Origin of the sequence: Pseudomonas viridiflava, assembly GCF_900602065.1 — a bacterium.
Lineage (GTDB): Bacteria > Pseudomonadota > Gammaproteobacteria > Pseudomonadales > Pseudomonadaceae > Aquipseudomonas.
Genome location: NZ_UWFN01000263.1, coordinates 191890 through 216937 on the forward strand (window position 1 = coordinate 191890; position 25048 = coordinate 216937).

Sequence of the window (25048 nt, forward strand, 5' to 3'; positions counted from 1 at the left end):
TAAACAAATAACCTGTAGGAGTGAGCTTGCTCGCGATAGCGTTTTATCAGATTGGATTTTTTAATTAATAAATTGCTATCGCGAGCAAGCTCACTCCTACAGGTCCAATGTTTGCTGCGAGACATAGCGGTTCCATGGTCATCACGGATGCTCCCCACATGAAAGGCTTTTCAATTCAGAAGACTGCATTTGCCAGAGGGTTCTAGCCGCGAGGGCAGCTCACCTGAACATAAAATATCAGGCAAAAAAAAAGCGACCGGTTAAGGTCGCTTTCTTTCGCTTCAAGGAGTTCAAGGGCCTCGAAGCTATGTATGGCGCAGCGGACGGGACTCGAACCCGCGACCCCCGGCGTGACAGGCCGGTATTCTAACCGACTGAACTACCGCTGCGTATCGCTCGGACTTGCGTCCGTTTGAATCGTTGAAGCAGGTTTTCGAGAACCTGCTTCGTGTAACCCTGACTGAGAAGCCTTGAGGCTTTTCAATCGCAGACCAGACTGATCTGATCCGTCAAATATGGCGCAGCGGACGGGACTCGAACCCGCGACCCCCGGCGTGACAGGCCGGTATTCTAACCGACTGAACTACCGCTGCTTGTCGGTGGACTTACGTCCGGTATTGCTATGTTGCTCTTCAACATTAAATGCTGAAACTCACGAAGTGGTGGGTGATGACGGGATCGAACCGCCGACCCGCTGCTTGTAAGGCAGCTGCTCTCCCAGCTGAGCTAATCACCCTTTGCTTCGTTGAGGCCGCGAAATTTACGCACCTAACGAACCTAAGTCAATACCCTGCTTGAAGTTTTTTTTAAGAACAGCTTCCAGCCGCAAGTTTCAAGCTCCAGGCCAAAAACAAAAAAGCGAACCCGAAGGCTCGCTTTCTCTTGCAGCTTGCAGATTGAAACTTGCCGCGGCTACAGATAAATCATCTTCTTGCTCATGCCGCCGTCCACCACGAACTCTTGCCCCGTGACAAACCCGGCATTGCGCGACAGCAGCCACGCGACCATTGCAGCCACATCATCGACCGTGCCTACCCTGCCCGCCGGATGCTGCGCATGATCAGCCTCTGAGAGCGGCTCGGCGCGCCGCACGGAAGGGTCCCGTGCGTCGATCCAGCCCGGGCTGACGGCATTGACGCGGATCTCTGGCCCGAGACTGATGGCCAGTGAGTGCGTCAACGCCAACAGACCGCCTTTACTCGCCGCATAAGCCTCGGTATCGGCTTCTGACTGACGAGCGCGGGTTGAAGTCAGGTTGATGATACTGCCCGCATGGGCACGTAAATACGGGGCACAGTGCTTGGCCAATAGCATCGGGCCGCTGAGGTTGATCCCCAGCACCCGATTCCAGTGCGCCAGACTGAGGCTTTCCAGCGTGGTGTTATGAGGATCGGCAATCGCCGCATTGCAGACCAGCGCATCAAGGCGACCGAACTGACCAATGACCTCGGCCACCCCCGCCGCCACCTGCTCCTCGCTGGCGACATCCATTGCGATGAAGATGGCATTGTCGCCCAGCGTCTCGGCAACCACAGCGCCACGCGCACAATCCACATCAACCAGGACTACTTGCCAGCCCTCGGTAATCAGCCAGGCAGCAATACCCAGACCAATCCCGCGAGCTGCACCCGTCACCAAAGCCACCCGCCCGTTACTGGTGCTGGCGGCTTCCATTACCCAATCATTCACAGCGCTGCCAGACCACGCGCCAGATCCGCTTTCAGGTCAGCGACATCTTCCAGACCTACAGCAACCCGGATCAGACTGTCGAGGATACCCGCAGCTTCACGCTCCTGAGGCGCCAGACGACCATGGGACGTGGTGCTCGGGTGCGTGATGGTGGTTTTGCTGTCGCCCAGGTTGGCGGTGATCGAAATCAGCCGGGTGGCGTCGATGAAGCGCCATGCGCCATCCTTGCCACCCTTGACCTCGAAGCTGACCACCGCACCAAAGCCCTTCTGCTGACGCTGCGCCAACGCATGCTGCGGATGGCTCTTGAGGCCGGCGTAGTGCACTTTCTCGATGCCGTCCTGCTGCTCCAGCCATTCGGCCAGCTCAAGAGCGCTGGCACAGTGCGCGCGCATGCGCAGGTTCAGAGTTTCGAGGCCCTTGAGGAAGATCCATGCGTTGAACGGGCTCAGCGTTGGTCCGGCGGTACGCAGGAAGCCGACGACTTCTTTCATCTGCTCGCTACGACCAGCCACCACACCGCCCATGCAACGGCCCTGACCATCAATGAACTTGGTGGCGGAATGCACAACCACATCGGCACCCAGCGACAGCGGCTGCTGCAGCGCTGGCGTACAGAAACAGTTGTCGACTACCAGCATCGCGCCCTTGGCGTGAGCGATTTCCGACAGCGCCTTGATATCGACCAGCTCCGCCAACGGATTGGACGGCGACTCGACGAACAGCAATTTGGTGTTGGGCTTGATTGCCGCATCCCAGCCAGCCAGTTCGGCCAGCGGAACGTAATCGACTTCGACACCAAAACGCTTGAAGTACTTCTCGAACAGGCTGATGGTCGAGCCGAACACGCTCTGGGAAACCAGCACATGGTCGCCAGCGCTGCACAGACTCATGACGGTTGCCAGGATCGCGGCCATGCCGGTGGCAGTTGCAACCGCCTGCTCAGCGCCTTCCAGCGCGGCGATACGCTCTTCGAAAGAACGCACCGTCGGATTCGTGTAACGGGAATAGACGTTGCCTGGCACTTCACCTGCGAAGCGCGCAGCCGCGTCGGCGGCTGTGCGAAACACGTAACTGGAGGTGAAGAACATCGGGTCGCCATGCTCGCCTTCTGGCGTGCGGTGTTGACCGGCACGCACGGCAAGTGTGTCGAAACCTACGCCTTCAAGGTCGCTGTCCAGCCGACCGGCATCCCATTCCTGAGTCATGCGCCCTCTCCCTGATAATTAGTTGTTGTACAGATCGATGATCGCACTCACCGCCTGAGTCTTGACCTTGGAGGCGTCGTTACGCGCCTGCTCGATCTTGTTCAGGTAATGCTCGTCGATATCACCGGTCACGTACTTGCCGTCAAAGACCGAGCAATCGAAGTTATCGATTTTGATCTTCTTGCTACCGCTGACCGCTTCGATCAGGTCATTCAGGTCCTGATAGATCAACCAGTCGGCGCCGATCAGATCGGCAACGTCCTGCGTGGTGCGGTTGTGGGCGATCAGCTCGTGAGCGCTTGGCATGTCGATACCGTAGACGTTCGGGTAACGAACGGCTGGTGCAGCGGAACAGAAGTAAACGTTCTTGGCACCGGCTTCACGGGCCATCTGAATGATCTGCTTACAGGTGGTACCGCGCACGATGGAGTCATCCACCAGCATGACGTTCTTGCCGCGGAACTCCAGCTCGATAGCGTTGAGCTTCTGACGCACGGATTTTTTACGCGCCGCCTGGCCAGGCATGATGAACGTACGGCCGATGTAACGGTTCTTGACGAAACCTTCGCGGAACTTGACGCCCAGGTGATTCGCCAACTCCAGTGCCGCCGTACGGCTGGTGTCCGGAATAGGAATAACCACGTCGATGTCGTGATCCGGACGCTCGCGCATGATCTTGTCAGCCAGCTTCTCGCCCATGCGCAGACGCGCCTTGTAGACCGAGATGCCGTCGATGATCGAATCCGGACGCGCCAGGTAGACGTGTTCGAAGATGCACGGTGCGTACTTGGGATTGGTCGCGCACTGACGGGTGTGCAGCTTGCCATCTTCAGTGATGTAAACCGCTTCGCCCGGTGCCAGGTCGCGAATCAGGGTGAAACCCAGTACGTCCAGCGAAACGCTTTCGGAGGCGATCATGTACTCGACGCCTTCGTCGGTATGACGCTGACCGAACACGATCGGGCGAATGGCGTCCGGGTCACGGAAACCGACGATACCGTAACCGGTGATCATCGCGACCACGGCGTAACCGCCACGGCAACGCTTATGCACATCAGTGACTGCTGCGAAGATGTCTTCTTCGGTTGGCTGCAACTTGCCGCGCACGGCCAGTTCATGGGCAAAAACGTTGAGCAGCACTTCCGAATCGGAATTGGTGTTGACGTGGCGCAGGTCAGATTCGTAAATCTCCTTGGCCAATTGTTCAACGTTGGTCAGGTTACCGTTGTGCGCCAACGTGATGCCATACGGCGAGTTGACGTAAAACGGCTGGGCTTCGGCCGAAGTCGAGCTGCCCGCGGTTGGATAGCGCACATGACCAATACCCATGTGACCAACCAGACGCTGCATATGGCGTTGGTGGAACACATCACGAACGAGGCCGTTGTCCTTGCGCAGGAATAACCGGCCATCATGGCTGGTTACGATACCGGCAGCGTCCTGGCCGCGGTGTTGGAGGACGGTGAGCGCGTCATACAGCGCCTGATTGACGTTCGACTTACCGACGATACCGACGATGCCACACATGCGACACAACCCCTACTTAGTGGAACTGGATTTACCGAGCACTTCCTGCGGCATTGTAGGCGGCAGGAGGTGTTCCTTGAACGGCAGTTCAGCAGGTACGCTGACTCCGCTGGCGAGCCACTTGCTGGACATCCCGAGAATCAGGTTTTTCGACCAGTCAGCGACCATGAGAAATTGCGGCACCAACCTCGATTGCTGCCACCATTGATCCTGTTGTACTGGCCCCAGGCTCAACAGCCCGACTGCCACTACTACAAGCAAGCCTCCGCGCGCTGCGCCAAAGACCATGCCGAGAAAGCGATCGGTCCCGGAAAGCCCGGTGACACGAATCAGTTCCCCAATAAGAAAGTTGATCATTGCGCCGACCAGCAAGGTGGCGACGAATAGAATAGTACAGGCCGCAATAACCCGAAACGACGGCGTTTCGATGTAATTGACCAAATAACCTGATAATCCCGCGCCAAACATCCAGGCGACAACACCTGCAATGATCCAGGTCACCAGCGACAGGGCTTCTTTGACGAAGCCGCGCTTGAGACTGATCAGAGCGGAGATAGCGACGATCCCGAGGATCGCCCAGTCGACCGGGGTAAAGGGCACGTTTGAGCCTGCGAACAGATAAGGCGGCGCATTTTAGCAGAGCGCTGACCTGCCGGTAAGCGAGATTTCCGGCCCAGGCTGTGAAAACTACTGCAGGCTGGGCAACTTCGTCGCTACGCGCGCAATACTGCGTTGAAAGCAGGCGAAAAATGCTCATTTAGAACACCTGGAGTCGGACGCGACCCCGACCGTTTTTCGCCTGCCTTGATTCGCTCTGCTCGTTGCGCCTTGTCTTGCCATCGCTCGCTACGCTTTCACACAGCCTAGGCGGCGAGCAATCATCTGAAAAGCATCAACCCTGCTCAGGCTGAAAGCGCACCACAATACCCTTGAGCTTCTGCTGCTTGTCGAGCTGATCGCGCAGGCGATCAGCCTCTGCCCGCTCGATCAAAGGCCCTACAAACACCCGGTTTACGCCGTTCGCAGTGCGGATATAGGCGTTGTAGCCCTGGGTGCGCAGGGTTTTCTGCAGATTATCGGCGTTGGCACGGTTGGACATGCTCGCCAACTGCACCGACCAACTCACGGAAAGACCGTTTGCATCAACACCTGATGGCACGGCAGGCTTGGCAGCCGCTTGTGCCGGGGGCGTTGCTGTCGTTGGCGCCGGAGCTGGAGCAGGCGGAGTTACTGGCTTGGCAGCGGGTTTGGCGGCAGGCGGTGTTGCCGGCTTTACCTGAGGCGGCGCTGGAGCGATCGGCATAGCCGGTGCCTGATCGTCGCCCACCATTTCACCCTCTTCGGGCACAGGCTCTTGAGGCAAGACCTGCGGCTCGGGAACCGGAACCGGCTGAACCTGCACTTGAGGCGTCACGGGCGCTTGCGGCGCAGCAGGCGCATCGACCTGAACATGACGCGTCTCATCCTGACGCGTGAACAGCATCGGCAGGAAGATCACCGCCACGGCGATCAGCACCAGGGCACCGACCATACGCTGTTTGAATACGTTATCCAGCAGAGCCATTTGCAGCTTCCTCTATGGCGTGCCGGGTCAACCATTCCAGGGCCTCGGCAACACAGTAAAAAGACCCGAACAGCAAAATCTCGTCATCGGCTGTAGCGTGCGCGCATTGGGCTTCCAGTGCTAACGCGACACTCTGATAGGACGTCACGTGCGCGCCAAGGTTCTCAAGTGCAACCTGCAAATCCGCTGCTGGTCGGCTGCGCGAAGTCGGAAGCGGCGCAACCGCCCAGTCATTGATGCTGGAAGCCAGCTCTGCAACGACGCCTTCCAGCTCCTTGTCAGCCAGCAGACCAAAGACCGCCAGACGCTTGCCCGCCACCGGACGCTGAGCCATGCGTTGCGCCAGGAAGTGTGCAGCGTGAGGGTTATGTCCCACATCCATCAACAGGTTCAGGCGCTTGCCGTGCCAGCTGAAAGAGCGGCGATCCAGGCGCCCGATAATCCGCGTATCAAGCAACGCAGCGCTCACCGGCTCAGGCTGCCACGCAAGATCCAGCAGCAGATAAGCCTGCAAAGCCAGTGCGGCATTTTCCATCGGCAGGTCGAGCAGCGGCAGGTCGCGCAACGCTAGCGGTTGCCCCTGCCCGTCACGCCCCGTCCAGCTCCAGCTGCGCTCATTGATAGAGAGATCGAACTCACGTCCACGCAGCATCAGCGGACAATTGAGCTTTCGCGCCTGATCAAGCAGTGGCGCAGGAGGGTCAAGATCACCGCACAGCACCGGACGACCTTCACGAAAGATACCGGCTTTCTCGAACGCTACAGACTCGCGGGTATCACCCAGCCAGTCCGCGTGATCAACGCCTATGCTGGTCACAATGGCAAGATCGGCATCGATCAGATTGACCGCATCGAGACGACCACCGAGACCGACCTCAAGCACCGCCACATCAAGTGCCGCCTGCTCGAATAACCAGAAGGCCGCCAGCGTCCCCATTTCGAAATAGGTCAGCGTGACATCGCCACGGGCAGCCTCTACAGCCGCGAACGCATCACAAAGCTCAAGATCGGTCGCCTCAACGCCCTGCACCTGCACACGCTCGTTATAGCGCAGCAAATGCGGAGAGCTGTAGACGCCGACTTTAAGGCCTTGAGCACGAAGCAAAGAAGCTAAAAAAGCGCAGGTCGAACCCTTGCCGTTGGTGCCGGTTACCGTAATCACCCTGGGTGCCGGCCGGGTCAGACCTAATTGCTGCGCAACCTGACGCGACCTGTCCAACCCCATATCAATGGCAGATGGATGCAACTGCTCAAGATAGGCGAGCCAGTCGCCCAGGGATCCTGGCGTCATACGTTGGCTGGCGCCGGAGGAACGATGACTGGCTCGATGACGGGTGCGACAAACTTCGGCGTAGGCAGGTTCATCATTTGTGCCAACAGGTTACCCAGACGCTGACGCAGTTCCTGACGGTGAATGATCATGTCAATCGCACCATGATCCAACAGGAACTCACTGCGCTGGAAGCCTTCCGGCAGTTTTTCACGCACGGTCTGCTCGATAACACGAGGCCCCGCGAAACCGATCAATGCCTTTGGCTCGGCGACGATTACGTCACCCAGCATGGCCAGACTCGCGGAAACACCACCGTAAACCGGATCGGTCAGCACGGAAATGAACGGCAGGCCTTCTTCACGAAGACGGGCCAGCACGGCCGAAGTCTTGGCCATCTGCATCAGCGAGATCAGCGCTTCCTGCATGCGCGCACCGCCGGAAGCGGCGAAGCAGATCATCGGGCAGCGTTTTTCCAGCGCATAGTTGGCAGCCTGAACAAAACGCTCGCCGACAATAGCGCCCATCGAACCACCCATGAAAGAGAATTCGAACGCAGAAACCACAACCGGCATACCCAACAGCGAGCCGCTCATGGAAATCAGCGCGTCTTTTTCACCAGTCTGCTTCTGGGCACCGACCAGGCGATCCTTGTACTTCTTGCTGTCGCGGAACTTGAGACGGTCAACCGGCTCCAGATCAGCGCCGATCTCGGAACGGCCCTCTTCATCCAGGAAGATATCCAGGCGAGCGCGAGCGCCGATACGCATGTGGTGGTTGCACTTGGGGCAAACGTCCAGGGTCTTTTCCAGCTCTGGACGATAAAGCACCGCTTCGCAGGATGGGCATTTATGCCAGAGGCCTTCAGGAACCGAGCTTTTCTTGACCTCGGAACGCATGATCGAAGGGATCAGTTTGTCTACCAACCAGTTGCTCATGCTTTATTTCTCCAGTACCGGTGGCTCGAACGCCGGGTGATTCAGCACCCTGCGCATGCCCTTTAACTAATTCGTAAATGACTTGAAGCTGCTTGCCTGTGGCCGTCACATGGCGTGCCCAGCCTGGTACGCAGCTTCAATCGTGATTCAACAACCGTGGCGAGGCCGTTCGAACCTCACCCGTAAAAATCCGCCCGCATATACGGGATTGCCTGCCTGCCGTACAGACAGGGTTATGGACGGTGGCCGACGAAAACCCGTCACATCGAACCGCCATCAGCAGCCGTGCACCGCGCTCATGAACGCGCGGATCTTGTCATGATCCTTAATGCCGCGGCTCTTCTCCACCCCACCACTGACGTCCACCGCGTACGGCCGGACCTGGGTAATCGCCTGAGCCACGTTGGCCGAGGTCAAACCACCGGCCAGAATAATCGGCTTTTCCAGATCGTTCGGGATCAGCGCCCAGTCGAACGTTTCGCCGGTCCCACCCGGAACCCCCGCCACGAAGGTGTCGAGCAGGATACCGCTCGCTCCCGAATACAACCGGCAACTGGCGGCAATATCGTCACCCGCCTGCACCCGCAGTGCCTTGATGTACGGACGATGATAGCCGTCGCACTGCTCGGGCGTCTCATCCCCATGAAACTGCAACATGTCCAGCGGCACTGCATCCAGGGTTTCGTTGAGTTCACAACGACTGGCATTGACGAACAGGCCGACCGTGCTGATAAACGGCGGCAACGCGGCAATGATTGCCCGCGCCTGCTGAACACTGACCGCCCTGGGGCTTTTAGCGTAAAACACAAAGCCGATGGCATCGGCACCCGCCTCAACGGCAGCCAATGCATCTTCTATGCGGGTAATCCCGCAGATCTTGCTGCGAACGGCTGACATGTAAAGAAAACCTCAAGCCTTTCGGGAAAGGCCGGATGTTAACAAATGCTGCTACAGGCGTCAGCCGTCAAGTTCCGAGAAGCCTGTGAGAAAATGCGGCCCGATATAGCGCTCGGGCAACGGGAACTCGTCGCGGTACTCAACCTGCACCAGATACAGCCCGAACGGATGAGCCGTAACCCCTCCGGTGCGACGAACCTTGCTCTCCAGTACTTCCCTGGCCCATTCAACCGGACGCTCGCCCGCTCCGATAGTCATCAGCACGCCAGCAATGTTCCGCACCATGTGGTGCAGGAACGCATTGGCGCGCACATCAATAACGATCATCTTGCCGTGCTGAGTGACGCGCAGATGATGCAACTGCTTGACGGGCGACTTGGCCTGGCACTGCCCGGCACGGAAGGCACTGAAATCATGAGTTCCCACCAGGTACTGCGCCGCCTGGGCCATACGCTCGACGTCCAGCGGACGATGGTTCCAGGTGATTTCCTGATTCAGATGCGCCGGGCGAATCTGATCGTTATAGATGACGTAGCGATAGCGCCGGGCGATGGCCTTGAAGCGCGCATGGAAATCAGCGGGCATAACCTTGGCCCAACTGACGCTGATGTCGTGGGGCAAATTGATATTCGCCCCCATCACCCAGGCCTTCATCGAGCGCTGAGCCTGAGTATCGAAATGCACGACCTGCCCGCAGGCATGCACACCGGCGTCGGTTCGACCGGCACACATCAGAGACACCGGCGAGTCGGCGACTTTCGACAAGGCGTCTTCGAGGGTTTCCTGAACGGTCAGCACTCCAGAGGCCTGACGCTGCCACCCCGAATAACGCGAGCCCTTGTACTCGACGCCGAGCGCTATTCGGGAAAAGCCTTCAGCAGCCATTTCGGCTGCCGGGTTATCTATGTTCGCCAAGAGGTAAAAGCCTGTCGGATTGCAAAATGGCGGCCATTATAGGGCCGTCGAAAAAAGACGCCACGTGCCCGACGCCATAAATGCAAACGGCCGCATAAGCGGCCGTTGCAGTACAGCTGGGTCAGATCAGGCAAGACGAGAGAGCATGTCCCGCGCCTCGGTCTTTTGACCGTCATCACCTTCGGAGACCACCTCGTCAAGGATGTCACGAGCGCCGTCGCTATCGCCCATCTCGATGTAGGCACGCGCCAGATCGAGTTTGGTCGCGGCTTCATCAGTGCCTGCCAGGAAATCGAACTCAGGCTCGTCATCCATCGCAGCCATGTCATCTGCCGTAAAGCTCGGCGATTCAAAAGGCTCAGCCATAGGCGGATGTTCGAGATTCTGCGACAAGCGCTCCAGTTCGGCGTTTACGTCTTCGATCTCGGAAGCAAACGCCTGAGCAGCAGGATCGGTTTCGATTTCGTCCGACAGCGACAGATCAAAATCATCCGGCAAGTCCAGATCGTGCTCTGGCTCAGGCTCCACAGCAGGCGCTGCCTCTCCCAGATCCAGAGGCTCATTGTCCAGGCTGAGCAGGAAGTCGTCTTCCGTGGTCAGCGCAGGCTCGTCCTCGGCCAGATCCAGATCGAAATCAGCCAGATCATCAGACGCACTGGCAACAGGCGCTTCAGTCTGCTGCTTCAGCAGCGATTCAAAGCTTGGCTCTTCTTCAGTCTCAACCGTCGGTGCATCCTGCTCAAAATCGGCCACATCAGCAGGCGCGCTCAGATCAACTACATGCTCTGGCGAAGCCTGCTCCAGATCGTCGAGACTCAGATCGAAATCATGTTCGAAGTCATCGACAGGCGGAACAACGGCTTCCTCAGCAGAAGTAACAACGACCGGTTCTGGTTCTGGTTCTGGTTCCGGCTCAAGCACAGGCTCAGGCTCAGGTTCTGGTTGCACTTCCAGAACAGGGGGCTGCGGCTCGTCTTCATCGAGCAGCAGCTCTTCAACGTATTTCGCATCCAGCTCAGCGGCCACTGCCGCCGCAGTGGCTGTTGCTGCCGCAGCCACAACAGCTGCGGTGACCATGGTCGGGTAACGACTTTTTAGCTGCTCGACCTCAGCTTGATGCTTTCCCCGTGCCACCACTTTGCGCTCATGCGCCGCGAAGGCTTTGGTGTTGCCCTGCTCTGCGTAGATTTCCATCAGTTTCAGACGGATATCATCGCGAGCCGGATCTTCCTTGACCGCCTCTTCCAGCAATTCAACTGCCTGATTCATACGGCCGTAAGCGATATGAATTTCCGCCTGAACCAACGGATCGGCAGGACGCTCTTTTGAGCCACCCGCAGGACCCGGAGACGCCATGGCCACGTTCGGCGAAGCAACACCCAGACCTTCGAAGCTGGCTTGCGGCAACTCCATGTCCATATCAGAGACAAAATCAGATTCTTCAGCCAGGGCACGCGCCATGCGCTTGTGCTTCTCGGCTTCAGCCTTGGCGTTGCGACGGCGAGCCAGGAACAGCATCAGCAGAAGCAGGAACAGCACCACAGCGCCGCCGATGATGCCGAGCACTACCGGGTTGGTGAGCAACTGTTTGAATGCGTCATCCGCGTCGGATTCCGGCGCGACGACCGGTTCTACGGCCAACGGCTGATCTTCGCCAGGCGCAGCGACCTGAGCGGCACCGGCCGGCAGAGCATCTTCAGGCGCAATTTCACCTGGCGGCTTGGGAGCAGCTTCCGGCGTACCAGGCGCGGGCACGACGGCCGCCGGCATGGCCGAATCCGCAGGTGTCGCCGCTGGAGCGGCAGGAGGAACAACGCCCCCGGCAGCCTGCATCTTGGCGAGCTGATCGCTTTTCAGCTGGATCAGACGCTGCATCTTGTCCAGCTGACTTTGCAGGTCGTTCATGCGGCTCTTGAGCTCCGCGTTATCACGACGTGCGGTGTCCAGGTTTTCCTGAGCCACGGCCAGCTTGTTGCTTAATTCCTTTTCAGTTGCCGAGCCTTTGCCCGCAGCGTTCGATCCTGCTGAAACGAGGCTCAGGTTATCGCCCGCCTCAACCCGGGAAGGTGCAGCATCGGCACGATCTCGCCGCGTTGCATCCACCTGACGAGCGCCAGTCGCCGTTCTGCGACCCTGACGCCATGCCTGGTTCTGCGCAGCGACTTCGGTGATCGCTTGAGGTTGAGGCATAGTGGTCGACTGCGATGGCGTCGGCAGTCGCAACACCTGGCCTTTCTTCAGACGGTTGATATTGCCGCCAATGAACGCATCAGGGTTGAGCGCCTGGATGGCCAGCATCGTCTGCTGCACGGTGCCGCCATTACGATTTTTCTCGGCAATTTCCCACAACGTGTCGTTATTGCTGGTGGTGTATAGAGCCGGCTTGGCATTGGCATCCGCAGCAGGTGCCGGAGCACTTGGCGGCTGAGTTTCAGGTGCAGGTGCCGGAGCAGCAGGTTGCTCGGCAGTCGGCGCCGTCGAAGGCAACTGCGTCTGGGGAGTGGCAGCAGGTGCCGAAGCAGCCGCTGCAGCTGCCGCCGCTTCCGGAGAATATTTGGGCGGATCAAGCAGCAGGCTGTACTCGCGCAGCAGCCGACCATTTGGCCACAATACCTGGACGAGGAATTTTACGAAGGGTTCACGTACCGGCCTGCTGGAGGTGATACGCAAGACACTCTTGCCACTGGCATTGATCACCGGCGTAAACGTGAGATCGCTGAGAAACGCCTGACGGGTAACCCCGGCCTGAGCGAAATCGGCGGTCGTCGCCAGACTTGGCACGACTTGCGAGGCATTCAGGCCCTGCGCTTCCGTCAATTCGATTTCAGCTACCAGCGGCTGGTTCAGGGTCGACTTGACCGACAATTCCCCAAGCCCCAGCGCATGCGCCATTCCAGATGACAGCGCCGAAGCCGCAGCAATTGCTAAAACCAGTTTGCGAACCTGAACCATAGCCCATCCCTTGTTAAAAAATTCCTCGGCATCCGAGAGGTAAAAAGTACTCATCTCAGGTGCTTGGAGGACACGCCTGGCTAGAATGATTCTTCAAATTGCTGCCAAGTATCTTTTACACATAGTCTTTTATCAACAATTCCGCGACCTGCACAGCGTTGAGAGCGGCACCTTTGCGTACATTATCCGACGTGACCCAAAGATTTAACTCACAAGGATCGTCGATTCCGCTCCGCACTCGTCCTACATAAACAACATCCTGCCCTACAGCATCACCGACCGCTGTCGGGTAATCTCCGGCCTCAACCAGCTCGATACCGGCCGCCGATTCCAGTGCCTTGTTGACGGCTACAAGGTCCACAGGTGCCGCCGTTACCAGCGAAACCGTAAAGCTGTCGCCAAAAAAAACCGGCGCCTGCACGCTTGCAGCGGAGACCTTCAGTAAAGGCAGAGCCAGCAACTCTCGCAACTCTGCGACCAAACGCTTTTCCAGCGGCACATGGCCCTCTGCATCCGGGGCACCCACTTGGGCCAGCAGGTTAAAGGCCATTTGCCGATCAAAAAAACGCGGTTCCAACGGCCGTACATTGAGCAGTTCGGTGGTTTGGCGCGCCAGCTCAGCAACGCCTTCACGCCCCTGACTGGACACCGCCAGACAGGCCGTGACGTTGACCCGCTGGATATCCAGCACCGCCAGCAACGGCGTCAATGTCAGCGCCAGTGCGGCCCCGGACGGACTTGGGCTACCGACTTGAAACGGCTTACCGTACGACTCGATCAGTGCGCCATTGATTTCGGGAATAACATTGGGTGCTTCGTCCGGGGATAAACCGCCGGACAGATCAACGACCGAACATCCGGCAGCCGTCGCACGTGCAGCATAACTGCGGGTAACTGCCGGACCGGCAGCAAAGAACGCCACCTGCGCCTTGCTGAAATCGAACTCGTCGACCTCACGCACACGCACATTTTTGCCCCTGAAAGGTACGGAGTGACCCGCCGACTCAATACTGGCCAGCAAGTGCAATTGCGCAACAGGGAAGTCACGCTCTTCAAGAATCTGGACGATGGTTTCGCCGACAGTACCGGTGGCGCCGATGACGGCAATATCAAAGGACTGATTCATGCAAAAACCTCAGGTAAAACGGGGAGCGGCACTTTAACCGCCGAGTTCAAAGCAGGCAATTGACAGGGCTACTTATCGATTCATGGCTCAAGGCCTATAGGAAAGAACTCCCCGCGACTCCAGACACCCAGCCAGCGCTGACCGTCAATGTCGCGGGGAACCGCCAGTTCCACCAGCTGGTAGAACACATTGCGATGGATCAAGGCTTCAAGATTGGCCCGCACGTGAATATAAGGCGCCGGTTCCTCGGTCTGCGGATCGATCAGCACCCGTAACGGATGCTCAGGGCCCGCGTCGGTCTCATCGTCAACATTGGTAGAGAAACGCAGATTCTGCTGCTCGCCCTCCCCCTCGACGGTGAGACTGATGGCCACAAAAGGCGCATCGTCGACACGGATACGGACCTTCTCCACCGGAGTAATCAGGAAATAATCATCACCGTCCCGGCGCATGATGGTGGAAAACAACCGCACCATCGGTTTGCGACCAATCGGCGTCCCCAGGTAATACCAGGTGCCATCCCGGGCGATACGCATATCGATATCGCCGCAAAAATCCGGATTCCACAGATGAACGGGCGGCAACCCTTTACTTTTGGGGATCTGCGCAAACAGATCATTGGCCTTGCCCGGACCGGTCATTGCTTACTCCTTAGCGACTCAGACCCAACAGGCTACGAGCGTATTCCTCAAGCGGCGGGCCGAGCAAATCTTCTGGTTTATTGTCGTAGAACGTCAGCAATCCGCCACGGATACGGATACGCGCTGTATCAATCAGGTAGCGAGTGCTGGTTTCGATCAGCATGATCTGGATCACGCCATTATCAATGCCCAGCCGGTCCAGCGCTTCCTGGTCAGACCATTCATCGGTATTGCCGATACGATCGTCAGCCTTGGCAAAACGAGTGTAGAGCAAGTAATGGGCACCGAAACCACGAGCTTCGGTCATCGCCTCGTCCAGCCCAAGCGGGGCGCGGGCGCGACGGACCATTGGGAAATATTCGACGAAGCCATTGAAGGCCTCTTCTGCGACCACGTTCTGTTTGGGACTGGGGCTGGAGTTAGGCGGCACGAACGCGCCTTGGGCGATGTAGATGAATGAATCGGCCTGTATACGCCAGTTGCCGATACGGCGGGTTTCGCCATGATCGAGAACCCCGGCATCACTCAGTTGATCCTTGGCTCCCTGAGCCAGATCACTGACCTTCATGCAACCACTCAACGCCAACAGCGCCAGTAAAAGAACCAGGCTACGCATTATTCCCCTCCCAGATGCCGGTGACGGAAAACCGGCGAATGGTCGTCGGATGCAGCTTCCGAGCCAGACCTGACCCGAAAGCCGAATAATGCTGGTTTGAAGATAAAAAGCGCCTGACTTCTTTACGCAATAGAGCTTGTGCCGACGTTGATTACTGGTCTGAGGCATCCGTTTTCGGATCAACAGGCACGTCAGTATCGCGCTTGCGCTTGTTACCCATGCGCACCCCGATATCCATCAGGAACTGGAAAAAGCCTTCCTGATCCTCCAGCACATTGCTCCAGAACGGCGAGTGATACAGCGCAACAGCGCCATGCACCAGAGCCCAAGCGGCGCAGTAATGGAAATACGGCGGGACGTCTTCGAGCTTGCCTTCGTTGATTCGCCCTTTGATCAAAAGCGTCAGGTGTTCGAAGTTGGAGGCGCGGATCTTGTGCAGCTCCTCAACCAGCTCCGGTACCTGATTGCCTTTGACGACCTTCTCTTCAAGGCGATCAAACAGGCGATAGCGCTGCGGGTCACGCATGCGGAATTCAAAGTAGGCGCGGGACAGCGACTCTTTGTCTTTTTCCAGATCCGCTGAATGCAGCAACTCGTTCAAATCACGCTCATAGTCGAGCATCAGGCGCAGATAGATTTCGGCCTTGGATTTGAAGTGTTTGTAGATGGTGCCTTTGCCAATGCCTACGGCATCCGCAATCATCTCGACAGTAACGCTGTCTTCGCCCTCGTCGAGGAACAACTTAAGCGCGGTGTCGAGAATTTCCTGCTCACGGCGGCGAAACTCACGGACCTTACGAGGTTCTTTTTGCATATTGAGAAGGTCTGCACGGCTCAAAATCGAAGCTCGGTATTATGCCTAACTTGCGCGAAATTGCACGGATCATCCAACCAGGGTTCGCTAAATGCGTGGAAAGCCGGTTTTAGCGTACAGCGTGTCAGACAATCCGGAAGCTCACTTCGGGAAAAGAACGGGTGTTGATCTTATCGTCCGGGTGCGGCCAAGACCAGGCATCGTTCCCATATGAAACTGCGCTACAGCTGTTGGAGCGAGGCTTGCCCGCGAATAGCGATGACGCGGCTTATCTGACATACCGCGCCAACCGATTCGCGGGCAAGCCTCGCTCCAACAAAGAATGTGGTCTTGATCCGGACGTGTCGACATAGCACGCGAGATAAAACGGACTCAACAACCGCCGCGCTATTCCAAATCTGTTTAAAAAACGTACAGAAGCGACTGGACGCCCTGCAATCCTGACCAATACTTAGTTCGTTGGCGCGACATCTCCCCCAAGTGGCACGCCAATAAAGGGGCCGATGGACAGCGCTCCTTTGTTTTACTCCTAATGGTCTTAACCCGGATTCACCCCCCAGAACCCGGGTTTTTTTTGCCTGTAATTCCATCAACCCTTGAGATGAGCCAAGGGAAACAGGCGAGCAAAGTTGGCCGTCGTCATTTCAGCAAACTGCTCGTAGGACTCGCCGCGCAGCATCGCCAGAAACTCGGCCACTTCTCGAACGTACTGCGGCAGGTTTGGTTTGCCGCGATAAGGAATTGGCGCCAGGTAAGGTGAGTCCGTTTCAACCAGCAAGCGATCCGCAGGCACCTGACGCGCCACATCACGCAGCGCGTCGGCATTGCGAAAAGTGACGATGCCAGACAGGGAAATGTAGAAACCCAGGTCGAGCGCGGCCTTGGCCATTTCCCAGTCCTCGGTAAAGCAGTGCAACACACCGCCCTGCGGCAGAGCGGCTTCGCGCAGCAGGTCCAACGTGTCGGCCCGTGCGCCGCGAGTATGAACAATGACCGGTTTCCCAGTGATGTTTGCCGCCTGAAGGTGCAACCGGAAAGACGCCTGCTGCAGCTCTGCGGCTTCGGGCTCGTAATGGTAATCCAGCCCGGTTTCGCCAATGGCGACGACACGCGGGTGATCCAGCTCCTTGAGCAACCAGTCCAGGGCTGGCGTTTCACCCGGCGTCAGGTCCAGCGGATGAATGCCCACCGAGCAATCGACATCGTCATAACGCTCGGCGAGGGCCTTGACCGCACCCGCGTTGTCGGCGCTGACGCCAATGCACAGAAAATGCCCGACCCCACGCCCCCGGGCAGCCTCAAGGGCAGCATCAAGTGAACCGGAATGTTCAGCGAGGTCGAGGCGGTCAAGGTGACAATGGGAATCTACAAGCATGAAATAGACATCTACATCGTGTGGGTAGGACGGTCGGACTTCAAAGCACCGGCCAGATAAGTTTCGATCATGGTACGCGCGGTATTGTCACCGTCATTGAACTGCACGCCCACACCTGCGGCGCGATTACCCTGAGCACCCTTGGGCGTGATCCATGCAACCTTGCCGGCCACCGGGATTTTCTCCGGCTCATCCATCAAGTTCAGCAACATGAACACCTCATCCCCCAGCTTGTAGCTTTTGCTGGTCGGGATGAACAGCCCGCCATTTTTGATGAATGGCATATACGCGGCGTAAAGAACGGCCTTGTCCTTGATAGTCAGAGACAAAATGCCATTTCGTGGACCGGAATTCAGCGGCAAGCTCATGACAACTCCTTGGTATCTGAATAAAGACAGCCGGGCAACGTCTAGCGCTGGCCAGTCAATCCAGCCCATTGAACCAGCAAGGCCTCAAGCAACAGCACGCGGTTCAAATTGGCCTTGGACATGACTTTCTGACGCTGGGCCAGAATCCAGTCCTGAATTTCAAGCACCCTGCCCTGCGCGGACTTCTGGGCCAGATACTGCACTACTTTGCGCATATCCTCCAATCCCAGCCCTTGCTCATCTTCGGTCAGTTGAAAACGTAAAATCAGGTGCGACCAATCGCAGAACCAGTCAAACAACAACAGTAGAGGGATGTCTTTCCAGCCTTCCGCAAGCTGCGTCGGCGATTGTTGCTGCTTGAGCAACTTTTTCACGCCATCCACGACTTGAGCTCGCTGCTCGCGCACACCCTGAGCCTGAAGGCTGACGGCGGCAAGCGGCGACCCCGCCGCCAGCGTCAGCAACTCAAAACGCTCGCTCTCACTGCATTCGGGCAATGCCTTGGCCAGCCAGATCAGGCTCATCTCTTCGCTGGGTAGCGGGCAAGCCTGTTGTACACAACGACTTTTGACCGTCGGTAACAATCTGCTCGGCTGATGGCTGACCAGCAGCAACACGGTGTTACCAGACGGCTCCTCAAGGCTTTTGAGCAGGGCATTGGCGGCATTGATGTTCATCGACTCTACCGGCTCGATCAACACCACTTTGCGGCCACCCATTTGCGCGGTCTGCACCACGAAACTCACCAGATCACGAACCTGATCGACCTTGATCGCCTTGTCCGCTTCTTCTGGCTCAAGCACATAATTATCGGGGTGACTGCCCGCCGCGAGCAGCAGGCATGACTTGCACTGACCGCACGCTTCCAGACCTTCCGGTCGCTGACACAACAGACTGGCCATCAGACGCTCGGCCAACGCTCGCTTGCCAATGCCGATTGGCCCATGCAGCAAATAGGCATGGGCGTGTTGAGCGCGACCGGCCAACTGTTGCCACAACTGCTCTTGCCAGGGATAGGCTTCAGCCACGGTACAGACTCACCAGCTCGGGCAGCAATGCATCGAGGGACTGTTGAACTTGTGGCAGGGACTGCGCGGCGTCCACCAAACGATACCGAGCAGGTTCAGCCTTGGCACGATTCAGATAAGTGCTGCGCACCGCATCAAAAAAGGTTCGACCTTCCTGCTCGAAACGATCCAGTCGTCCCCGCGCCGTAGCACGCGCAAGACCCACTTCCACGGGCAAATCGAATACCAGGGTCAGGTCCGGCCGCAAAGCGCCCTGCACAAAACTTTCCAGCGTAGCGATACGCTCGTGAGACAAGCCACGGCCACCACCTTGATAGGCGTAAGTGGCATCCGTGAAACGGTCGCAGAGGACCACCGCACCACGCGCCAGCGCAGGGCGAATCACTTCGGCCAGATGCTGCGCGCGGGCAGCAAACACCAGCAACAGCTCGGTATCGGCATGCATCGCTTCGTCGCTGGGCGCCAGCAACAGCTCGCGAATACGCTCGGCCAGCGGCGTTCCACCTGGCTCGCGCGTCAGCAGCACATCGATGCCTTCAGCGCGCAGTTGCGCGGCAAGGTATTCACGGTTGGTGCTTTTACCCGCACCTTCCGGGCCTTCAAGGGTGATAAACAGGCCGGTCACAGGCTGTACTCAGTAGAATTCATTGTGATTTTTGCTCGCTCGGGGCAGCGCTTTCTTCAGATTTGGAGGCGTCTGTCGTTGCAGGGTCAGGCTCGACCGCCGGGACTGGCTCAGCGGGTGTGGCCGGTACAACCGGGGGCGCAACGGGAGCCGGACTTGATCGGTAGTCGGCACGACGCTTGAGCTGGAACTCACGAACCGCAGCGTTGTGCGCATCCAGATCGTTGGAAAAAACGTGACTGCCATCGCCTCTGGCGACGAAATAAAGACTGCTGCCTGCCACAGGATTGAGCGCTGCGTGAATCGCTTCACGCCCTACCAACGAGATGGGCGTGGGCGGCATGCCGGTGATGACATAAGTGTTGTAAGGCGTAGGCTCTTTCAAGTGAGCACGGGTCAGCTTGCCGTTGTAGCGCTCACCGAGACCGTAGATCACGGTCGGGTCGGTCTGCAGTAACATTCCGAGCGTCAACCGGCGAACGAATACCCCGGCAATCTGCCCACGCTCCTGCGGAACGCCGGTTTCCTTTTCAACCAGCGACGCCATGATCAGCGCTTGATAAGGGTCGGCATAAGGCACATCTGCTGCACGCTTCGCCCACTCGTCATTCAGCACTTCATCGAGACGCTTATAGGCTTGTTTGAGGATTTCGGCGTCGGTCATGCCACGCACGTAGCGGTACGTGTCAGGGAAGAACCGGCCTTCAGGAAAAACGTCCGGGTGACCGATTTTGGCCATCAGCTCCGAATCCGTCAGATTCCCCAATGTTTGCTCCAGCTTGGGCTGCTTACCCAGCGCTGCACGTACTTGCCGAAAATTCCAGCCTTCGACCAGGGTCAGGCTGTATTGCACGACTTCGCCACGCTGCCACAGCGCGAGCAAGGATTGCGCATCCATGCCCGGCGTCATGCGGTATTCGCCGCTGTGCAAGGCTTCATCGGACAGGTTGAAGCGCCAGTAAAGTCGCAGCCAGAAAGCATCCTTGATCACACCGTCGGCCTGCAAACGATTAAGCAGACCGCCTGGCGTAGAACCGGCAGGAACGTCGAGCATTTGTTCCTGGGCTACGTTCAAGGGCTGATGCAATGCCTCGTTCTGCTGCCAGTAGGCAAAACCCAGCCCCAGACCTGCCAGGACCAGACCCGTTTCCAGCAACAGCAAAAATTTTCGAATCACTAAGCGATATCCAGAAGGGCAAGAGCTGTGCGCTGCAGTTTACGGGTGAGCGGCCCAACCGGCCAGCTCAGCTGTTCGAAGCCACGCACCGGCCAGATGCCATAGACACTGTTGCAGACAAATACTTCGTCTGCCTGTTCCAGGTCTGCCAGTTGCAGATCACGAATTTCGACCTGTATCCCAAGTCTTGGTGCCTGCTCCAGCAACGCGGCACGCATCACTCCGGCTACGCCGCTACGGCTCAAATCAGCCGTGACCAACACGTCATCACGGACTGCAAACAAATTGCTATACACCCCTTCAATAACGCGCCCGGAGGTATCGCGCATCAGCCCTTCAGCAAACTCGGGGCTCTGCCATTCCGAGCGGGCAAGCACTTGTTCAAGACGATTCAAATGCTTCAAGCCCGCCAACAAAGGCTGCTCGGCCAGACGAGTAACACAGGGAAACAGGCGAATGCCTTGCTCTGCATGAGCCAATGGATAGGCAGGCAGTGGGCTGCCCTGAAGAATTCTTAACGGCTGGGAATGTGGATCAGGAGCATAGCCGCGCTGACTGTCGCCACGAGCAAGAATCAGTTTCATCACGCCATCGCCGAGCTGCGAGGCAAAAGCCAGCAGCTCGTCACGAATCAGAAGATGATCAACCGTAATGCCGAGACGATCGCAGCCTCGTTGCAACCGCTGCAAGTGCTGATCCAGCAGCGTGGGCTGCCCTGCCCTTACGGCGATGGTTTCAAAAAGCCCATCACCGTAAGCAAGGCCTCTATTCCTGACAGAAAGCGTGTCGGCCGGACGTCCATCTATCCAGCCTGGCATCACTCAGCGAACCGGCGGAACACCAGTGAGCCGTTGGTTCCACCAAAACCGAAGGAGTTGGAGATCACCACGTCGATAGGCATATTGCGTGCCTCGTGCGGCACGAAGTCCAGATCACAACCTTCACCCGGCTCGTCCAGGTTGATGGTCGGCGGGGCCACCTGACCGTTAATGGCCAGGACACTGAAAATAGCTTCAACGGCACCGGCCGCACCCAACAGGTGACCGGTCATGGATTTGGTGGAGCTGACCGCCAGCTTGTAGGCGTGATCGCCAAATACGCTTTTGATCGCGTTGGCTTCGGCAAGATCGCCCGCCATGGTCGAGGTACCGTGGGCATTGATGTACTGAACCTGATCAGTGTTGACCTGAGCATCCTTCAACGCGTTGCGAATGCAGCGGGCAGCACCTGCACCATCGTCTGGTGGCGAAGTCATGTGGTAAGCGTCGCCGCTCATACCAAAGCCGATCAGCTCGGCATAAATCGTCGCGCCACGTGCCTTGGCATGCTCCAGCTCTTCAAGAACCAGGGCACCGGAACCGTCTGACAGCACAAAACCATCACGGCCTTTGTCCCAGGGACGGCTGGCGCGGGTCGGGTCGTCATTGCGGGTCGACAGCGCCCGGGAAGCACCAAAGCCGCCCATGCCCAGCCCACAGGCCGCCATTTCGGCACCGCCAGCGATCATCACATCGGCTTCGCCGTAGGCAATGTTGCGTGCAGCCATGCCAATGCAATGCGTGCCAGTGGTGCAGGCCGTTGCAATGGCATAGTTAGGTCCCTGTGCGCCCAGGTGGATCGACAGGAAACCGGAAATCATGTTGATAATCGAACCAGGTACGAAAAACGGCGAAATACGCCCAGGCCCCTGCTCATGCAGCGAACGGCTGTTGTTTTCGATATTGGTCAGGCCACCGATTCCAGAACCCATGGCAACGCCAATGCGCTCACGGTTTGCATCGGTGACTTCCAGGCCGGAATTACGCACAGCCTGAAAGCTGGCAGCGAGACCGTACTGGATGAATAGATCGAGCCTGCGAGCCTCTTTGGGCGCCAGATACTCTTCGACGTTGAAGCCCTTGATCGAACCGCCAAAGCGGGTCGTGTAAGCCGAAAGGTCTGTGTGTTCGATAAGGTTAATGCCACTGCGACCAGCCAGAATACCCTGCCAACTGCTCGGCACATCCGTACCCAATGGCGACAGCATACCCATACCGGTGACCACGACGCGTCTACGCGACACAGGACTCTCCTTTTCTCTCATTGACTACACAGGACATCGTTTTAAAGAAAAAACCGCACGCCGGTAAGGCAGTGCGGTTTTCCCATGACCCAGCAACGATTACTAAATGTTACGCCTGGTGGGCAGTAACGTAATCGATAGCGGCTTGAACAGTGGTGATCTTCTCGGCTTCTTCGTCAGGGATTTCGGTCTCGAATTCCTCTTCCAGAGCCATTACCAGCTCAACGGTGTCAAGGGAGTCGGCACCCAGGTCTTCAACGAAGGAAGCAGTGTTCACAACTTCCTCAGATTTGACGCCAAGTTGCTCGGCAACGATTTTCTTGACGCGCTCTTCGATGGTGCTCATACCGTGTTTTAACTCCTAGTGGAAAAATTCGGGCAGCTGGCCGATGGGTAAGTGTATAGAAGAGGATTTGCGTATTTCAAGCTAAACGCAATTCCCGATACGCCCATCACCTCTCTGCCCATTAAAAGATTTCAGCTTTATAACGGATTTTAGACAGCCCGTATTACATTTTTTTAAAACGGGCGATCACATATACATGCCGCCGTTGACGGGGATTGTAGCCCCGGTAACGTAGCCTGCACCTTCCGAGGCAAGAAAAGCGACAACATGCGCAATCTCTTCTGCCTGCCCCAGGCGACCCAGAGGAATCTGTGCCGTCAGGGAATCTCGTTGCGCCTGAGGTAGCTCACGGGTCATATCGGTGTCGATAAAGCCGGGAGTTACCGAGTTCACGGTTACCGCACGCGAACCCACTTCACGCGCCAGGGCGCGACTGAAACCTTCCAGACCCGCTTTCGCGGCGGCATAGTTTACTTGGCCTGCGTTGCCCATGGCACCCACAACAGAACCAATACTGATGATTCGACCCCAACGCGCCTTGGTCATGCCGCGCAAAACACCCTTGGACAGACGGAAAAGGCTGTTCAGGTTGGTGTTGACGACATCGTTCCACTCGTCGTCTTTCATGCGCATCATCAGGTTGTCACGGGTGATGCCGGCATTATTGACCAGAATCAACGGTGCGCCAACGCGCTCCTGAATCTGCGACAGCACGGAATCCACGGACTCAGCGTTGCAGACATCCAGCATCAGACCAAAGCCTTCGATGCCGTTTTCCTTGAACGTCGCGCTGATGCGCTCGGCACCGGACTCGGAAGTCGCTGTCCCGACAACAACGGCGCCATTACGACCCAATTCCAGGGCAATGGCTTGACCGATACCACGACTGGCACCGGTCACCAGTGCAACTTTACCTTGCAGGCTCATGCAAGCTCTCCTAATCAGGCCAGTGCCGCACGGGCGGCGGCGTAGGCGTCTGGGGTATCCAGATTGTAGGTCGTCACGCCTTCGGCGCAACGCTTGTTCAGACCAGCCAGGACTTTGCCCGGGCCACACTCGATCAACTGGGTAGCGCCATTTGCAGCCAAAGCCTGGATCGACTCGACCCAACGGACCGGCTTGTACAACTGTTGCAGCAAATCGGTTTTCAACGTGGCCAGATCTGTCACGACACTGGCGCTGACGTTCTGCACCAATGGAATCTGCGGAGCCTGCCACTCGATCGCTTCGATCGACTCGGCGAAACGCTCGGCCGCCGGACGCATCAACTCACAATGCGACGGAACGCTGACCGGCAATGGCAGGGCACGCTTTGCGCCACGCGCCTTGCACAAGTCCATGGCACGCTTTACAGCCTCGGCAGAACCGGCGATGACGACCTGGCCCGGCGAGTTGAAATTGACCGCGCTGACCACTTCGCCCTGAGCCGCTTCGGCGCAGGCAGCGATAACATCGGCATCATCCAGACCAAGAATGGCAGCCATGCCACCCTGACCGGCCGGAACGGCTTCCTGCATCAACTGCCCACGACGCTCTACCAGCTTGACCGCGTCAGCCAGGCTCAGACTCTGTGCCGCGACCAGCGCGCTGTATTCCCCCAAGCTGTGGCCGGCAACAAAAGCAGGAACAGCTCCGCCTTCAGCCAGCCATACATGCCACAAGGCAACAGACGCGGTAAGAATGGCCGGCTGGGTCTTGTCGGTCTGATTGAGCGACTCCACCGGACCTTCCTGAGTCAGCGCCCAGAGGTCATAACCCAAGGCATCAGATGCCTGCGCGAAAGTATCGAGGATCAAAGGATGCTGTGCGCCTTGATCGGCAAGCATGCCGAGCGATTGCGATCCTTGACCCGGAAAGACGAATGCGAGGGATGCAGACATTAAACAAGCCCCTGATTATGGTCGTCGAAA

Annotated in this window: 24 protein-coding genes and 3 tRNA genes; all 27 read right to left on the bottom strand. The window is 57.6% G+C overall.

The window, feature by feature from the left end; all coding sequences use genetic code 11:
- Positions 1 to 312 precede the first annotated feature (312 nt).
- Positions 313 to 389 (bottom strand) — tRNA-Asp (locus tag EE949_RS14570).
- 127 nt (positions 390 to 516) lie between these two features.
- A tRNA-Asp gene (locus EE949_RS14575) sits at positions 517 to 593 on the bottom strand.
- A 67-nt stretch (positions 594 to 660) separates the two neighbouring features.
- Positions 661 to 736 (bottom strand) — tRNA-Val (locus EE949_RS14580).
- Between the two features lie 176 nt (positions 737 to 912).
- Positions 913 to 1674 carry an SDR family oxidoreductase gene (locus EE949_RS14585; RefSeq protein WP_122664920.1) on the bottom strand — a complete coding sequence of 254 codons (762 nt, stop codon included), beginning with the start codon at positions 1672 to 1674 and terminating at the stop codon, positions 913 to 915.
- Positions 1675 to 1685: 11 nt separating this feature from the next.
- Complete coding sequence (locus tag EE949_RS14590; protein WP_122664921.1) at positions 1686 to 2897, bottom strand: O-succinylhomoserine sulfhydrylase; 1212 nt, start codon at positions 2895 to 2897, stop codon at positions 1686 to 1688.
- Positions 2898 to 2915: 18 nt separating this feature from the next.
- A complete protein-coding gene (purF, locus tag EE949_RS14595; protein ID WP_111755670.1) occupies positions 2916 to 4424 on the bottom strand; it encodes an amidophosphoribosyltransferase in 1509 nt (502 codons plus the stop codon).
- Between the two features lie 12 nt (positions 4425 to 4436).
- On the bottom strand, positions 4437 to 5024 hold the full coding sequence (locus EE949_RS14600; protein ID WP_122664922.1) for a CvpA family protein: 588 nt from the start codon (positions 5022 to 5024) through the stop codon (positions 4437 to 4439).
- Positions 5025 to 5316: 292 nt separating this feature from the next.
- Positions 5317 to 5988: an SPOR domain-containing protein gene (locus EE949_RS14605; RefSeq protein ID WP_122664923.1), complete on the bottom strand. Its 672-nt coding sequence runs from the start codon at positions 5986 to 5988 to the stop codon at positions 5317 to 5319.
- Entirely contained in the window at positions 5972 to 7279 is a 1308-nt protein-coding gene (gene folC, locus EE949_RS14610; RefSeq protein WP_122664924.1) for a bifunctional tetrahydrofolate synthase/dihydrofolate synthase, read from the bottom strand. Before folC ends, EE949_RS14605 begins: the two co-directional genes overlap by 17 nt.
- Entirely contained in the window at positions 7276 to 8196 is a 921-nt protein-coding gene (gene accD, locus EE949_RS14615; protein ID WP_122664925.1) for an acetyl-CoA carboxylase, carboxyltransferase subunit beta, read from the bottom strand. The genes folC and accD overlap by 4 nt, the downstream gene beginning before the upstream one ends.
- Before the next feature lie 276 nt (positions 8197 to 8472).
- Positions 8473 to 9093, bottom strand: coding sequence for a phosphoribosylanthranilate isomerase (locus tag EE949_RS14620; protein ID WP_122664926.1), 621 nt, complete (start codon positions 9091 to 9093; stop codon positions 8473 to 8475).
- A 60-nt stretch (positions 9094 to 9153) separates the two neighbouring features.
- Positions 9154 to 9978, bottom strand: a complete 825-nt coding sequence (truA, locus tag EE949_RS14625) for a tRNA pseudouridine(38-40) synthase TruA (protein WP_122664927.1) — start codon at positions 9976 to 9978, stop codon at positions 9154 to 9156.
- Between the two features lie 156 nt (positions 9979 to 10134).
- Positions 10135 to 12960 carry a FimV/HubP family polar landmark protein gene (locus tag EE949_RS14630; RefSeq protein WP_122664928.1) on the bottom strand — a complete coding sequence of 942 codons (2826 nt, stop codon included), beginning with the start codon at positions 12958 to 12960 and terminating at the stop codon, positions 10135 to 10137.
- 115 nt (positions 12961 to 13075) lie between these two features.
- Positions 13076 to 14086 (bottom strand): aspartate-semialdehyde dehydrogenase, encoded by a 1011-nt coding sequence (locus EE949_RS14635; RefSeq protein WP_122664929.1) that lies wholly within the window; start codon positions 14084 to 14086, stop codon positions 13076 to 13078.
- Between the two features lie 80 nt (positions 14087 to 14166).
- Entirely contained in the window at positions 14167 to 14727 is a 561-nt protein-coding gene (locus tag EE949_RS14640; protein ID WP_122664930.1) for a DUF1285 domain-containing protein, read from the bottom strand.
- Between the two features lie 10 nt (positions 14728 to 14737).
- Positions 14738 to 15343 carry a DUF4823 domain-containing protein gene (locus EE949_RS14645; protein ID WP_122664931.1) on the bottom strand — a complete coding sequence of 202 codons (606 nt, stop codon included), beginning with the start codon at positions 15341 to 15343 and terminating at the stop codon, positions 14738 to 14740.
- A gap of 151 nt (positions 15344 to 15494) precedes the next feature.
- Positions 15495 to 16157 (bottom strand): TetR/AcrR family transcriptional regulator, encoded by a 663-nt coding sequence (locus tag EE949_RS14650; RefSeq protein WP_122664932.1) that lies wholly within the window; start codon positions 16155 to 16157, stop codon positions 15495 to 15497.
- A gap of 589 nt (positions 16158 to 16746) precedes the next feature.
- A complete protein-coding gene (locus tag EE949_RS14655; RefSeq protein ID WP_122664933.1) occupies positions 16747 to 17532 on the bottom strand; it encodes a TatD family hydrolase in 786 nt (261 codons plus the stop codon).
- 11 nt (positions 17533 to 17543) lie between these two features.
- Positions 17544 to 17900, bottom strand: coding sequence for a PilZ domain-containing protein (locus EE949_RS14660; protein WP_122664934.1), 357 nt, complete (start codon positions 17898 to 17900; stop codon positions 17544 to 17546).
- 41 nt (positions 17901 to 17941) lie between these two features.
- Positions 17942 to 18928, bottom strand: a complete 987-nt coding sequence (locus tag EE949_RS14665) for a DNA polymerase III subunit delta' (protein ID WP_122664935.1) — start codon at positions 18926 to 18928, stop codon at positions 17942 to 17944.
- Positions 18921 to 19553, bottom strand: coding sequence for a dTMP kinase (tmk, locus tag EE949_RS14670; RefSeq protein ID WP_122664936.1), 633 nt, complete (start codon positions 19551 to 19553; stop codon positions 18921 to 18923). Before tmk ends, EE949_RS14665 begins: the two co-directional genes overlap by 8 nt.
- A gap of 19 nt (positions 19554 to 19572) precedes the next feature.
- Positions 19573 to 20730: an endolytic transglycosylase MltG gene (gene mltG, locus EE949_RS14675; protein WP_162874458.1), complete on the bottom strand. Its 1158-nt coding sequence runs from the start codon at positions 20728 to 20730 to the stop codon at positions 19573 to 19575.
- Complete coding sequence (pabC, locus tag EE949_RS14680; RefSeq protein WP_122664937.1) at positions 20730 to 21548, bottom strand: aminodeoxychorismate lyase; 819 nt, start codon at positions 21546 to 21548, stop codon at positions 20730 to 20732. Before pabC ends, mltG begins: the two co-directional genes overlap by 1 nt.
- The gene (gene fabF / locus EE949_RS14685; protein WP_122664938.1) at positions 21548 to 22792 is read right to left on the bottom strand and encodes a beta-ketoacyl-ACP synthase II; all 1245 of its coding nucleotides are present in this window, start codon (positions 22790 to 22792) and stop codon (positions 21548 to 21550) included. The genes pabC and fabF overlap by 1 nt, the downstream gene beginning before the upstream one ends.
- Before the next feature lie 109 nt (positions 22793 to 22901).
- The gene (gene acpP, locus EE949_RS14690) at positions 22902 to 23138 is read right to left on the bottom strand and encodes an acyl carrier protein (protein WP_087265500.1); all 237 of its coding nucleotides are present in this window, start codon (positions 23136 to 23138) and stop codon (positions 22902 to 22904) included.
- Between the two features lie 186 nt (positions 23139 to 23324).
- Positions 23325 to 24065 carry a 3-oxoacyl-ACP reductase FabG gene (gene fabG / locus EE949_RS14695; protein ID WP_122664939.1) on the bottom strand — a complete coding sequence of 247 codons (741 nt, stop codon included), beginning with the start codon at positions 24063 to 24065 and terminating at the stop codon, positions 23325 to 23327.
- Between the two features lie 14 nt (positions 24066 to 24079).
- Complete coding sequence (fabD, locus tag EE949_RS14700) at positions 24080 to 25018, bottom strand: ACP S-malonyltransferase (protein ID WP_122664940.1); 939 nt, start codon at positions 25016 to 25018, stop codon at positions 24080 to 24082.
- Positions 25019 to 25048: the final 30 nt, after the last annotated feature.